11 protein-coding genes are annotated in these 13,680 nt (G+C 67.6%); 6 read left to right on the top strand and 5 right to left on the bottom strand.

Going from position 1 to position 13,680, the window contains the following annotated elements; translation table 11 throughout:
* Window positions 1–38: 38 nt before the first annotated feature.
* Both VSR71_RS14105 and VSR71_RS14100 read left to right on the top strand, forming a co-directional pair.
* Window positions 39–986, top strand: a complete 948-nt coding sequence (locus tag VSR71_RS14105; RefSeq protein ID WP_342914478.1) for a glycosyltransferase family A protein — start codon at window positions 39–41, stop codon at window positions 984–986.
* A 517-nt stretch (window positions 987–1,503) separates the two neighbouring features.
* A complete protein-coding gene (locus VSR71_RS14100; protein WP_342914477.1) occupies window positions 1,504–3,546 on the top strand; it encodes a nucleoside-diphosphate sugar epimerase/dehydratase in 2,043 nt (680 codons plus the stop codon).
* Window positions 3,547–3,683: 137 nt separating this feature from the next.
* On the opposite strand, the gene VSR71_RS14095 is transcribed toward VSR71_RS14100, so the two are convergent.
* From VSR71_RS14095 to VSR71_RS14075, 5 genes are all read right to left on the bottom strand, one after another.
* Window positions 3,684–4,715 carry a GNAT family N-acetyltransferase gene (locus VSR71_RS14095; protein WP_342914476.1) on the bottom strand — a complete coding sequence of 344 codons (1,032 nt, stop codon included), beginning with the start codon at window positions 4,713–4,715 and terminating at the stop codon, window positions 3,684–3,686.
* 2 nt (window positions 4,716–4,717) lie between these two features.
* Window positions 4,718–5,758 carry a hypothetical protein gene (locus VSR71_RS14090; RefSeq protein WP_342914475.1) on the bottom strand — a complete coding sequence of 347 codons (1,041 nt, stop codon included), beginning with the start codon at window positions 5,756–5,758 and terminating at the stop codon, window positions 4,718–4,720.
* 84 nt (window positions 5,759–5,842) lie between these two features.
* Complete coding sequence (locus VSR71_RS14085) at window positions 5,843–6,511, bottom strand: phosphatase (RefSeq protein WP_342914474.1); 669 nt, start codon at window positions 6,509–6,511, stop codon at window positions 5,843–5,845.
* The gene (locus VSR71_RS14080) at window positions 6,511–7,695 is read right to left on the bottom strand and encodes a DegT/DnrJ/EryC1/StrS aminotransferase family protein (protein ID WP_342914473.1); all 1,185 of its coding nucleotides are present in this window, start codon (window positions 7,693–7,695) and stop codon (window positions 6,511–6,513) included. Before VSR71_RS14080 ends, VSR71_RS14085 begins: the two co-directional genes overlap by 1 nt.
* 36 nt (window positions 7,696–7,731) lie before the next feature.
* Window positions 7,732–8,331 carry a sugar transferase gene (locus VSR71_RS14075; protein WP_342914472.1) on the bottom strand — a complete coding sequence of 200 codons (600 nt, stop codon included), beginning with the start codon at window positions 8,329–8,331 and terminating at the stop codon, window positions 7,732–7,734.
* A gap of 198 nt (window positions 8,332–8,529) precedes the next feature.
* Here VSR71_RS14075 and VSR71_RS14070 point away from each other — a divergent pair, with 198 nt between their 5' ends.
* The 4 genes from VSR71_RS14070 (at window position 8,530) to tviB (ending at window position 13,651) form a co-directional block, all read left to right on the top strand.
* Window positions 8,530–9,765 (top strand): glycosyltransferase, encoded by a 1,236-nt coding sequence (locus tag VSR71_RS14070; protein WP_342914471.1) that lies wholly within the window; start codon window positions 8,530–8,532, stop codon window positions 9,763–9,765.
* A 176-nt stretch (window positions 9,766–9,941) separates the two neighbouring features.
* The gene (locus tag VSR71_RS14065) at window positions 9,942–11,081 is read left to right on the top strand and encodes a glycosyltransferase (RefSeq protein ID WP_428979403.1); all 1,140 of its coding nucleotides are present in this window, start codon (window positions 9,942–9,944) and stop codon (window positions 11,079–11,081) included.
* Window positions 11,059–12,222: a glycosyltransferase family 4 protein gene (locus tag VSR71_RS14060; protein ID WP_342914469.1), complete on the top strand. Its 1,164-nt coding sequence runs from the start codon at window positions 11,059–11,061 to the stop codon at window positions 12,220–12,222. Before VSR71_RS14065 ends, VSR71_RS14060 begins: the two co-directional genes overlap by 23 nt.
* Before the next feature lie 151 nt (window positions 12,223–12,373).
* Window positions 12,374–13,651: a Vi polysaccharide biosynthesis UDP-N-acetylglucosamine C-6 dehydrogenase TviB gene (gene tviB / locus VSR71_RS14055; protein ID WP_342914468.1), complete on the top strand. Its 1,278-nt coding sequence runs from the start codon at window positions 12,374–12,376 to the stop codon at window positions 13,649–13,651.
* Window positions 13,652–13,680: the final 29 nt, after the last annotated feature.

The following is a 13,680-nucleotide window of genomic DNA, read 5'->3' as shown; positions in this document are numbered from 1 at the left end:
GCGTGCCAGCTTCACGCCGAACATCGGAGGGGTCAACCATGCCGGCAAGCACTTTCCTGCCCACCTTTTCGGTGTGCATCCTCACGTGCGACCATCCCGAGGGCCTGCAGCGCGCGCTGCAGGCGGTCGCAGACTCCACCATGCCGCCCCACCAGCTGATCGTGACGGACGACAGCAGCGGCTACGCCACGCGCGAGATGATGCGCCGCGACCATCCGGACATCACGTACCTGGAAGGGCCGCGCCGCTGCAGGGCTGCCAACCGGAATCGCGCCTTGCGCGCGGCCACCGGCTCGCACGTGCTGTTCCTTGACGACCAGACCTTGCTGGGACCCACCTTCCTCCAGCAGATGGCCGAGTGCATTGCCGACGACCATATCCGCCGAGCCACGGCCGGCTGCGCGACGCCATTGATCCTGACCGGTACCGAGGTGTGCCAGGGGCAGCCGGGGCGCCCGCGCAAGCCTGCCTTCCTGGGCGATCCTACGCAGGACTACCGGCGCGGCGAACGCCTGCGCTCGGTGCTGCTGCACAGCGCGGTGTTCCCGCGCGCGCTGTTCGAGCACGCGAGCTTCGACGAGCAACTGGCCGGCGGCTACGACGAGCTCGAACTGACTGGCCGAGCGGTGCAGGAACTGGGCTATCGCATCGAACTGGTCGCGAGCGCCGTGAACCAGCGCCTGCCTGCAGGCCCCCGCCCCATGGCACGCGCCGAGCGCGCCGGCCCGGCGTGCGACGCCGCGCGCCTGTACGTGGCCTGCCAGCGCTACCGGCGCGGCCACCAGCGCCCGGTGAAGGCGGCCCTGTTCCTGCTGCTGGCGCTGCCGCACGCGCTGGGCCGCGACCTGCGCGCCGCAGGCGCACGCGGTGCCGGCGATTTCTATGCCACCGCGGGCTGCCTGTGGCAGTTGCTGCGCGGTCCGCGCGCCGACCTTGGCGAGGGTGCGTCGGCAGGGGGCCTGGGCGTACCGCTGCCGCGCGACTGAGCAACGCGCCAGCCCGGGCCCTGCCCCGGGCGTACCCATTTCTGCGGATACACCAGCGCCCCTTGCGGATCGAGCCGGCAATGCAGCGGCGATGCCTTTTCCCCTGCCCGCAGTGCCTGCATCGTCGCACCGTGGCTTGCCGGCGCCCCCTCCCCAGGCAGGCATGCGTACCCGTTTCTGCGCACGCAGCGCCGCCTGCCACCCATTGCCGAAACCGCGTTCGGCAGCGCACGTAGCCTGATTGCGCCCCCCCGTGCAGACACGATAGCTTTCCATGTAAGCGAATCACACCGGCACATCGTGCCGCGTGCAACGTCGCCACTACCACGGCATGCAACATGCCGGCGGGCGGCGTGCGTGCTGACGGGAAGAAGAAGAGCCGTGCCATGAACACACCAATATGGATGCTTCGAGCGGAAACCGCCCCCTGCCGGTCCCAGGGCGCGCGGACAGCAGTGACGATGTCGAGGTCCAGGCCGTCCGGCGTGGTCCGTCTGACGTGGCAGGAGGTGCGCCCATGACCGGCCTGCGCTTGCCCAGTCCCGTGTCCCTGACGCGCCGGCAGAAAATCGTCGTGATGATGACGGTGGACCTGCTCGCGTTGCCGCTGTGCTTCACGCTGGCGCTGCTGCTGCGTGCCGGCGACGCCGGACTGATCCTGCAGTACGGGATGCTGCCGCCGCTGTTCATCGCGGTGCTGACGATTCCGGTCCTTGCCTTCAGCGGGCTTTACCGGACCGTGCTGCGGTATATCGACCTGAAGGTGCTCTGGGCGGCCGGCATCAGCATGGCGGCCCTGGTCGGGCTGACCTACGCGGTTTCGTTCCTGATCAACGATAGCCGCCTGCCGCGTGCCGGCCTGCTGATCTACTGGTTTATCGCGTTCGCCTACGTGGTGATCTCGCGTTTCCTGATCCGCGCCCTGGTGCGGCGCACGCAACTGTGGCGCACTTCCCGCGGCCATCCGGCCCGGCGTGTCGCCATCTACGGTGCCGGCGAGGCCGGCTTCCAGCTTGCCAGCGCCATGCGTGCCAGCGTCGACCACGAGGCCGTCTGCTTCTTTGACGACGATCGCTCGCTCGGCAACCACACGTTCGCCGATCTGCCGGTGTTCCATACCTCGAGCCTGCGCACAGAGCTGCAGCGGCTGGGAGTCGACGAAGTCGTGCTGGCTGTTCCATCGCTGTCGCCGGAGCAGCGCAAGCGGATCCTGGACAAGCTGCACCGGTGTGGCGTGAGCGTGCGCACCCTGCCTACACTGCTGGAACTGGTGGACCGCAAGATCACCATGCAGTCTATCCGCGAAGTCAAGCTCGAGGACCTGCTCGGCCGGGCTCCCGTGCCGCCGCGCGAGGCGCTGTTCGCCAAGTGCACGCACCGCAAGGTCGTCATGGTCACTGGCGCAGGCGGCTCGATCGGCAGCGAGCTGTGCCGCCAGGTCGCCTCGCAGCAGCCGAGCAAGATCATCCTGTTCGACCATTCCGAGTGGGCGCTGTACATGATCGAGCAGGACCTGCGCCGCAACTTCCCCGGGGTGCCGCTGATGGCGCGCATCGGTTCGGTCTGCGACGCCAATGCGGTGGCCGCGGCCATGCAGGGCCAGCAGGTCGACACGATCTACCACGCCGCGGCGTACAAGCACGTTCCGCTGGTCGAAGACAACATGCCGGAAGGCATCCGCAACAACGTGCTGGGCTCGCTCACCATCGCCAACATGGCCGACCGCTTCGGCGTGCAGACGTGCGTCCTGATCTCGACCGACAAGGCCGTCCGGCCCACCAATGTGATGGGCGCGAGCAAGCGCATCGCGGAGCTGATCTTCCAGGCCGCCGCGGCCAGGCCCGGTACCCGCACGGTCTACGCAATGGTCCGCTTCGGCAACGTGCTCGGGTCTTCCGGCTCGGTGGTTCCGCTGTTCCGCAGCCAGATCGAAGCAGGCGGGCCGATCACGATCACCCACCCCGATGTGATCCGCTTCTTCATGCTGATTCCCGAGGCCTCGCAGCTGGTGATCCAGGCGGGCGCCATGGCGCGCGGCGGCGAGGTGTTCGTGCTGGACATGGGGCAGCCGGTGCGGATCGTGGACCTGGCCAGGACCATGATCGATATGGCGGGGCTGGTGGAACGCTCCAGCAAGAACCCGAGCGGGGACATCGAGATTGCGTTCGTCGGCCTGCGCCCCGGAGAAAAGCTTTACGAAGAGCTGCTGATCGGCGGCAACGTCACGCCGAGCGAGCATGAACGCATCATGTGCTCGGAGGAGCCCCGCATGGAGGAAGCGGAACTGCGGGAAAAGCTGAACCGGCTCTACGCGGCGTGCGACTCCCGCGACGAGGTAAGCATACAGACGGTGGTGCAGTCGATCGTGCCGGAGTATGCCCCGTACTCGTCGCTCGGCGATTCCTCGCGCAAGCCACAGCGGCCCGCGCCGGCGGACGGCAGCCACGGCAGCCAGGACGTGCAGGACGAAACCCGGGCGCCGCGGCAGCTTGGGCCGCGGCCGGTCGCGCTGCACCGGGTCGCGTTCCAGGCGGGGAGCCCGCCCGAAGCCGGCAGCTGAGTCGCACCGGCGCGGCTGCCGGGCTCGGGCAAGCTGTTCTGATCCGCACGCTGCCAGGGCCCAAGTCTTCCTGGCACGCGCACAACAAGAAGGCCGCCTCAACGGGCGGCCTTTCTGTTGCTGCCGGGCGCCGACGTCTATTCGCCGGACTTGCGATAGGCCGGGAAGAACCCGCTCAGGTCCTCCAGCACCGTGGACGTGCCGCCGCACAGCGCCTGGTACTTGCCGGCGTCCACCACCACGCGCTGCGTGCAGAATACGTGCGTGTCCGGCGAAAACCCGCGCTTGAAGCGGAACAGCGAATCCTCCGCCGATCCGCCCAGGCCTCCGCCGAGGTGGTAGTACCGGTGCCCCTGCTCCCGCCCCCACTGCCGGATGGCGTGCAGCAGGATCTTGCTGGGCTGCCGGTGCCGGTAGCGGGCGTCGATGCCCATCAGGTGGCCCTGCAGGATACCGCCTTCGCCGGACACCGTGATCGTCGCGCCGCCGATGACGACGCCTTCCTCTTCCGCCACAAACAGCCGCAGCCGGTCGCCGAGTTCCTCGGCCAGGCTGTAGTGGTAGGCGTCGTCGAAAAAGTAGTACTCGGAGGCACGCAGCCTGTCCATCGACGCGTTGTAGAGACGGATGAAATGCGGCAGCGTCTCCAGCGTCTCGTCCATGCGCACCGTGACCCCGGCGCGCATGGCCTTGGAAATCTCCAGCCTGTGCCCGTGCGAGGTGTCACGCCAGTGCTCGGCCTCGCTCTTGGACAGGTCGATCGAGATCGTCAGGCCATGCTCGATCAGCGTGCCGACGGCGCTGCGCCATTGCGCGTTGACGATCGGATTCAAGCGGATAAAGCACGACACGCATCCCTGCCCGCGCAGCGCCTCCATCGCCGTCGTCATGGCTTCGTCGACGAACGAGTCCGGGACGTCGTCGCTGACGAGCGGGCCGGCAAATCCGTAGGGCGAGCTCGCGTCCCAGTCCTTGCCGTTGATGTCGCGGTTCAGCAGCGGCACCAGCAGCTCGTGGCTGCCGTCGGTGACGTGGACGGCAAACGGCTGGCCGCCGCCTTCATGCTGCGAGGCCCGCAGCCATCCCGGCATGTGGTGGCTGTCATGCCGGCAACGCTGGAGCACCGCGAGCCATTCGGCGCTGGAAGTCTCCAGAAGATTGGTCTTCATCATCATCGATCCTCGTCGGAAGTATCGGGATTGGTGGCAATGTACAGAATGATTTCGGCAAGGCGCTCGATGTCGCGCGGGCCATAGCGATGGTCGGCATGCACGACCAGGATGCGCCCGGACAGGCGGCGGTTGTCCTCGGTGGCGGCGGGCCAGGTCATGGGCCACAGGACCGCCGGGTAGACATCCCTCGCGATCAGCCGTTGCCGGATGCGGTCGCGCTGTGGCGCGTCGGCGCACAGCAGAATGCCGTACGCCGGCGTTTCCCGCCATTGCACGCCCGCTGGCAGGCCGGCCATGCAGGCGCCCAGCAGCGCCAGGTTATCGCGCCGGCGCTGCCGCATCCGGGCGAGATCAAGCGCCGGGGCCAGCGCGCGCGTGAGCGCCGAAGGTCCGGAGATCTCGGCATCGCTGCGCAGGTTGCCTTCCGCTTCGCCCGCCAGTGCCAGGAAGGTTGCCTTGGCGACCTGCGTACCTGCCAGGTAAGCCGCCTTCATCGACATGGCAGCGGCCATGCCCGCCGCTGCGCGCGCATGCCCCGGAGCAGGCGCCAGGGCATGCATGAACGGCTGCCCGGCCGGCGGCCGCACCAGCCCCCCGTCGGGCACGGGCAAGGTCTTGCGCAGCGACGCGAACACGTAATCCGGCGCACGGTCATATGACCAGTCGGCGAGCAGGTCGTGCGAGCGGTCGAGCAGGACGCTGCCGCCCTGAACTTCAACCCCCGCCCGCAGGCCGAAATATTCGGGAACGATCGCAGCCTCGTCCGGCGCCAGCAAGAGCGACGTGAGGTCTTCGAACGGGGCGTGCGGATACATGCGCACGTCGATGTCGCCCGCGAGGTCGTCCAGCACCGCATGGCAGTAGTAGCTGGGCGCGTAGAGCCGACGCCAGCCGCGCGAGCGCCCGTGCGCCACGATCGCACGCAGCGCGTCGCGGCCGCTGCCGGTGAGCAGGTCGCCCGGACGCAGCCACGGCGCTCCGCCCAGGGGGGCCGCCGGATCGAGGTGAAAGTATGAGCCGAATTCCGGCGCAGGTTTCATGGGTGCCATTCCGCGTGCTCGATGAAAAATCCGTGCCAGGCGCGCGATGTGCCTTGGGACATGCGGCGCATGACCTGCCTGGCCTCACGCGCCTCCCGCCTTGAAAAACCCGACGGAGACAACCCGCCTCCCCGTTGCAGGATCCGGGTCAATGCTGCGCCAGTATTCGCCGCTTGCCCCGGTCCATTGCATGGTGCGGCTGTGCAGCGCGTCGCGCATGTCTTCCACGGCGTCGCGCGGATCGAACAGCAGCGCCAGCGGCAGCAGCATTGCCACGGTCGCGCCGGCGTGGCGCAACCGCACCGGCTGCCAGCGCCACAGCGTCATGCCGGCCACCGCGAAGCCGACACACAGCCCGATCAGCGACTCGCCCACCGTATGGTGGAAATCCATCACCAGCACCACCGGCATGAACAGCGCCAGCCCCACTCCCGTGGCCAGCCCGAGCCAGGCCGCGTACCGGCCCAGCACGGAGCCCAGCAGCATCAGCAGCACGGGATACAGCGCGGCTGTCAGCATCGCATGCCCGCTCAAGCTGTAGACGCCGATCGACGGGAGCGACCAGCCGGAGTAGCTGAACGCGGACTTGGCCGCCATCACCAGCGCGGCACCGATGCCGAACGATACCGTCCAGCGCAGCGCGCGCGCGCCCTGGCCGGCCACCGCCAGGCAGACTGCGATCCAGACCGCCAGCGGCAATGCCACACGGCTCTCGCCAAAATAGAGGTAATGGTTCCACAGGAAATTCGCCATCAAGCTGCCGCGCGCGTCGCCTGCTCCATCACGCTGAGCACCACTTGCCCGGTCCTGTGCACTTCCTCTTCCGTCAGCGTGGGATGCACGAGGAACATCAGGCTGGTCTCGCCCAGCGCGCGCGCCACCGGCAAGCGTGCGGCCGGGCGCCATCCGGTTCCGTCAAAAGCCTTTTCCAGGTAGACCTCGGCGCAGCCGCCCGTATAGCAAGGCACCCCCGCCGCGTTGATCGCAGCCATGACGCTGTCGCGGCTCCAGCCTTCGGCAAGCCGCTGCGGCTGCACGAACGCATGGAACTTGTACCAGGCATGCCGCACGCCCGCAGGCGCCAACGGCACGTACAGGCCGTCGCAGGCGCCAAGCGCGTCTGCCAGCGCCATCGCATTGGCGGTACGCCGGGCGTGCCAGTCCGCCATGCGCCGCAGCTGGATGCGGCCGATCGCGGCCTGCATCTCGGTCATGCGCCAGTTCGTGCCGAAGGAATCGTGCACCCAGCGGAAGCCCGGCGGATGCGCGCGGTCATACATGGCCTCCCAGCTCTTGCCGTGATCCTTGTACGACCACATGCGCGACCACAGCACGGGATCGTTGGTCGTGACCATGCCACCCTCGCCACCGGTGGTCATGATCTTGTCCTGGCAGAAGGACCAGGCCCCGACATCGCCGATGGTGCCAACCATGCGTCCCTTGTAGGCGGCCCCGTGCGCCTGCGCGCAATCCTCGATCACCTTGAGCCCGTGCTCGCGTGCCAGCGCCATGATGGGGTCCATGTCGCATGGCAAGCCCCCCAGGTGCACGCAGATCAGCGCGCGCGTGCGCGGCGTCAGCACCGCGGCGATGGTTCGGGCGCTGAGGTTGCCGCTGTCGGCATCGACATCCGCGAACACCGGCGTCGCCCCCGCATTGACCACGCAGGAAACGCTGGCGAGAAAGGTCCGGGGCGCGACCACCACCTCGTCCCCCGGGCCGATATCGAGCGCGCGCAGCGCCACGTCGAGCGCCAGCGTGCCGTTTGCCAGCGTGATGGCGTGCCCGGCGCCGCACCAGGCGGCGAACTCCTTTTCGAAGTCGCGGCACTCGGTGCCGGTCCAGTAGTTGACGCGGTTCGAGAGCAGCACGCGCTGCACTGCCTGCGCCTCTTCCTGGCTGAAGCTCGGCCAGGGTGAGAATCCGGTATTGAGCATTGCCGATTTCCAAGGTTTGCGATGCGGGCCACGGGCCTATGGTGTCTTCTCGCTCCCGCAGAAGCGGGTCGCGGAAACTTCGCCTTCGGCGCTGATGTCTTCCTTGGCAAGCACCGTACCGATCGTGCGCCACAGGATCCTGAGATCCAGCCAGGTCGACTGGTGATCCACGTACCAGACGTCCAGCCGGAATTTCTCCTCCCAGCTCAGTGAATTGCGCCCGTTCACCTGGGCCCAGCCCGTGATGCCCGGCTTGACGGCCAGCCGACGCGCCTGTTCCGCCGAGTAGAGCGGCAGGTAGAACACAGGCAAGGGGCGCGGCCCGACCAGGCTCATCTCTCCCTTCAGCACGCACCAGAGTTCGGGGAGTTCATCGATGCTGGTACGGCGAATCACCCAGCCGAACGGCGTGATGCGTTGCGCGTCAGGCAGCAGCTCGCCATCGGCGCCGCGCTCGTCGGTCATGGTGCGGAACTTGATGACTTCAAAGGGCTTGCCATCGAGCCCGGCCCGCGTCTGCCGGAAGAAGACCGGACTGCCAAGCCTGGAGCGCACCAGGGCCATCACGACCAGAAGAGGAATCGCCAGCACCAGCAGCGCCAGCGACGCAAGGACGATATCCAGGACACGCTTCATGATCCTTCCTACCTTCTGAACAGTATCGAGGAGATATCTAATCGGATTCGTCCGCCACTGTGAAGCGGCCAGGACCGTCGGAACGTGGCTTGCACCACAATCTTCAGCCGGTCGCGCGCGTGGGTTCGGCAGCGTACAGATGCGGGCACTGCGGTGCGATAGGGTGCGTGGCGCCAGGGTCATGCCGCGGGAGACAAAATGGATCAGCGCCAACACGGGAAGCACAGCGGACCGATGCGGATCATGCTGCTCGTCACCTGCCTGCAGCTGGGCGGAGCGGAGCAGCAAGTGGCAGCGCTCGCGCGCGAGTACGTGGCGCTGGGACACCGGGTATCGGTGGTCAGCCTGTTGCCGGGCAACGAGGTGGCGCTACCTGAAGGCGTCGAAACCGTGATGCTGTCGATGCGCAAGACGCCGCTGTCATTGCTCGCTGCGCTCATGCGGGTGCGCCGCTTCGTGCAGCAATGGCGCCCGGACGTCGTCCACGCCCACATGATTCACGCCAACCTGTTCGCCCGCATGCTGACGCGCGTTTGCCCGGTCCCGGCAACGATCTGCACGGCGCACAGCGTGTTCCAGGGCGGCGCGCTGCGCATGCTGGCCTACCGCCTTACCGATCGATGGAGCGATCTCACCACCCACGTCAGCGCCGAGGGCCGCCAGATCATGATCGAGTCCCGCGCGGCGCCAGGACAACGGATCATCGTCGTCCCCAACGGCATCGACACGGCTCGCTATCGCCCGGACGCGCAGGCGCGGTCCGCCACGCGGGCCGCGCTCGGACTGCATGACGACGATCGGCTCATCCTCAACGTAGGTCGGCTCGTCTGGGAAAAAGCGCAGACGGACCTGATCGATGCCTTTGCGCAACTGTCCCCCGCGGCGGGCACGGTGCTGATGATTGCCGGCGACGGCCCCCTGCGCGACACGCTGGCGCAATGCATCGCCGGACATGGCATGGAAGGCCGGGTGCGCTTGCTGGGCAGGCGCCACGACGTGCCGGCCCTGCTGAACGCTGCGGACTTGTTCGTGCTGTCGTCACGGGTCGAAGGGATGCCGCTGGTGGTGGGCGAAGCGCTGGCGTGCGGTTGCCCGGTCGTGGCCACGGACGCCGCCGGCGTGGCGCCGATGGTGGACGGCGTTGGCACCGTCGTGCCGCGCGGGGATCCGGCCGCACTGGCGCGGGCCATGCGTGACGTGCTCGCGCGTGGACGCGGTGCGGCCGCGGACGAAGCGGCGCGGCATCGGCACATCGATTCCGGTTTCAGCATCGAGGCCATCGCCCGCACCTGGCTGCGGCTGTATGCGGACTGCACCCGCTCCGGCGCGGCATTCCACCTGGCGTCCCCCATGCCACTGCGCACGGACCGTGATCCGGCGTCTTCCGCCGGCCCGCGCACGGGGCGGCGCCCGGCTTACTGGCCGCCACGGTGAACCTGTCCGCCGCCGCCTTCATTCCAGCCACGACAGAAAGCGCAACACCGGACGGGTCATGCGTTCGACGCCGAACGGATGCTGCGGTGCGAGTGCGATAGCGTAACTGGTACTGCACAAACCCTCCCGCCGGAGCCCAGATGGACCAGAGTCAAAACGCAAACGCTGCCATCCCAATGCGAATTATGCTGCTAATTACCTGCCTGCAACTGGGCGGCGCCGAGCAGCAGGTGGCCGCGCTCGCGATGCAGTACCGATCGCTGGGACACGCGGTCTCTGTGGTGAGCCTGATGCCGGGCTGCGAGCTGACGCTTCCGGAAGGCATCGAAATCCTGATGCTGAACATGCGCAAGACGCCAGCGGCCTTGCTGTCCACGCTGATGAAGATCCGGCAGTTCGTGCTGCACTGGCGCCCCGACATCGTCCATTCCCACCTGGTTCACGCCAACCTGATGGCGCGCCTGCTGACGCGGGTGTGTACGGTCCCGGCGACGATCTGTACTGCGCACAACTACTTCGAGGGCGGGGCGTTGCGCATGCTGGGGTATCGCCTCACAGACCGCTGGGCCGATCTCACCACCCAGGTCAGCGAAGAAGGCCGGCAGCGCATGATCGACGTGCGTGCGGCGCCCGCCTCGCGCATCGTCTACGTGCCCAACGGTTTCGATACGACGCGCTATCGGCCCGACGCCGGGCAGCGCACCGCCACCCGTGCCGAACTCGGCCTGCGCCCGGACCACCGGCTCATTCTCAACGTGGGCCGGCTGGTACCGGACAAGGCGCAGACCACCCTGGTCGATGCCTTCGCGCAGGCATCCTTCGGGGACGACACCGTACTGATGATCGCCGGCGAAGGACCGCAGCGCGACGCACTGACGCGGCGCATCGAGCAGCACGGGCTGTCCGGACGCGTGATTCTGCTTGGCAAGAGGATGGACGTGCCGGCGCTGCTGAATGCGGCGGACCTGTTCGTGCTGTCATCCCTGATCGAAGGCATGCCGCTGGTGGTGGGCGAGGCGCTGGCGAGCGGCTGCCCGGTGGTTGCCACGGATGCCTCGGGTGTCCCCGCCATGGCCCGCGGGATCGGCACGCTGGTGCCGCGGGGCGATACGCCAGCGCTGGCTCGTGCCATTCGCGACGCCGTCTCGCAAGGCCGGGGAGGCCCCGCCGACGAGGCAGCGCGCCACAAGCATATTGCGACAAAGTTCAATATCGAATGCATCGCGCGCGACTGGCTGCGCATGTACGCCAGGTTTGCACGCGCCAGCGCACCGGCACAATCCGAGGCTCCCGATGCCATCGCACGCTACCGCTGAGGCCGGCCGCCAGCCGCAAGGCGGCGCCACACGAAGGCCGGCGATCTGCTTCCTGACCGGGACGCTGAACGTCTTCGGCGGCGCCGAGCGCATGACTGCCACGGTGGCGAACGAGCTGGCCCGGCGCGGACACTGCATTCACATCCTCAGCCTGAGCGATCGCCGCAGCTGCTTCCCGCTTGACCCCGCGGTCCGGCATGAAGCGCTGTTTGACCAGTCTCCCTCCTTCCGCACGCACTTCCTGCACACCGTCGCCGGCATTCGCCGCTACATCAGGCAGCATGGCATTGCCTTGCTGGTGGAAGTCGACCCGCTGCTGACTCTGTTCACGCTGCCGGCGTGCCTGGGGCTCGGGGTACGCCGCGTTGCCTGGGAACACTGCAACTTCGACCAGGACCTGGGTCTGTGGTGGCGCCGCATTGCGCGCCGCCTGAGCGCGCGCACGTGCGAGCGCATCGTGGTGCTGACCGAACTGGACCGCGAGAAATGGGTACGCCGCCTGCGCTGCAGCAATGTCGAGGTCATCCCCAATTCGCTGACGTTTCCCGTCCCCGCCGAGCCCGCCGCGCGCACCTCGCGTACCGCGGTCGCCGTCGGGCGCCTGACCGACGTCAAGGGTTTCGATGTGCTGCTGCAGGCGTGGGTGCCAATTGCCCGTGCCTTTCCTGACTGGCGGCTGCGGATCGTGGGAAACGGCGAGCTGCTGGCGTCGCTGACGCAGCAGCGCGACCGGCTTGGCCTGCAGCAATGCGTGCGCCTGGAGCCGGCGCGCAGCGATATCGAATCGGTGTACCGGGACGCCGCCATGCTGTGCCTCAGTTCCCGGTATGAGGGCTTCTCGCTGGTGCTGGTGGAGGCCATGGCCTACGGCCTGCCGATCGTCGCCACCAACTGCGAGACGGGCGTGAGGGCCTTGCTCACCCATGGCGAGAACGCCCGGCTCAGCCCGGTCGACGATCCCGCCGCACTGGCGCGCGAAATCGCGGCGGTCATCGACAGTCCCGAGCTTGCCGCCCGCCTGGCCGACGCCGGCCGCCGCAACGTACACAAGTTCGCGCCGGCCGAGATCGCCGTGCGCTGGGAAGGCCTGCTGTCCCGCATATCAGGAGAAGCAGGCCGCAACAATATCGGCGTGGCATGACGCGCGCCGCGGCTCCCGCGCGCGTGCGCGCCTGTGTACGCCAAGGCACGAAACCCCGCGCACGGCATGCTGGCCGCGCACGATAATTTTCACGAATCTGGCTTTTCACGCCGTCGTCGGCAGGCTCGCAAAAACTCGGAAGATCACTGTCATGGACTTCAGTCACGCACAAGTCGCCATCATCGGGCTGGGCTATGTCGGCCTGCCACTCGCCGTGGAATTCGGCAAGCAGCAGCCGGTCGTGGGCTTCGATATCAATGCCGCGCGCATCGAAGAACTGCGCAACGGCCATGACGCCACGCTGGAGGTCACCACGGACGAACTGCGCAGCGCACGCCAGCTGCGCTACAGCAGCGATCCCGCCGCGCTGAAGGATTGCCAGGTCTTTATCGTGACCGTGCCGACGCCGGTGGACCGGGCCAAGCGCCCCGACCTGACACCGCTGATCCTGGCGAGCGAGACCGTGGGCAAGGCGATGGCGGCGGGAGCGGTGGTGATCTATGAATCGACCGTGTATCCCGGCGCTACCGAGGAAATCTGCGTGCCGGTGCTGGAGCGGCACAGCGGCCTGAAATTCAATGAAGACTTCTTCTGCGGATACAGCCCGGAGCGCATCAACCCCGGCGACAAGGAGCACCGGCTGCCGGATATCCGCAAGGTCACCAGCGGCAGCACGCCCGAGGTCAGCGAAGCCATCGACGCGCTCTACCGCAAGATCATCGTGGCCGGCACGCACCGGGCCAGCAGCATCCGCGTGGCGGAAGCCGCGAAAGTCATCGAGAACACCCAGCGCGACGTCAACATCGCGCTGATGAACGAACTCAGCCTGCTGTTCCACAAGCTCGACATCGACACGCTCGAAGTGCTCAAGGCCGCCGGCACCAAGTGGAACTTCCTGCCGTTCCGTCCTGGCCTTGTCGGCGGGCACTGCATCGGCGTCGATCCCTACTATCTGACGCACAAGGCGCAGGAGGTCGGCTACCACCCGCAGGTCATCCTTGCCGGCCGGCGCATCAACGACCGCATGGCGATCCATGTTGCCGACGAGGTGGTGAAACTGATGCTGCGCCGGGGCATTCCCGTGCTTGGCAGCCGCGTGCTGGTGCTGGGCCTGACGTTCAAGGAAAACTGCCCTGACGTGCGCAACACCAAGGCGGTCGACATCGTGACGACGCTGCGCGGCTACAACGCCGAGATCGACGTCTACGACCCCTGGATCAATGTCGAGGACGCCGAAGAGGAATACGGCCTGGCATGCCTGCGCCAGCCCCCACGGCACGACCACTACGACGCCATCGTGCTGGCGGTCGCGCACCACCAGTTCGTCACCATGGGCGTGCGCGCGATCAAGGCGTTCGGCAAGGAGCACGCGGTGCTGTTCGACGTGAAGGGCATCCTGCCGCGCACCGAGGTTGACGGACGCCTGTAGCCTGCCACGCAAAACCACCGGAAAAACCG

Source organism: Cupriavidus oxalaticus (assembly GCF_038900635.1).
In the GTDB taxonomy this organism is placed as follows: Bacteria; Pseudomonadota; Gammaproteobacteria; order Burkholderiales; family Burkholderiaceae; genus Cupriavidus; species Cupriavidus oxalaticus_B.
Note: the sequence above shows the minus strand (reverse complement) of the source record. Positions and strands in the feature narration are given on the sequence as shown.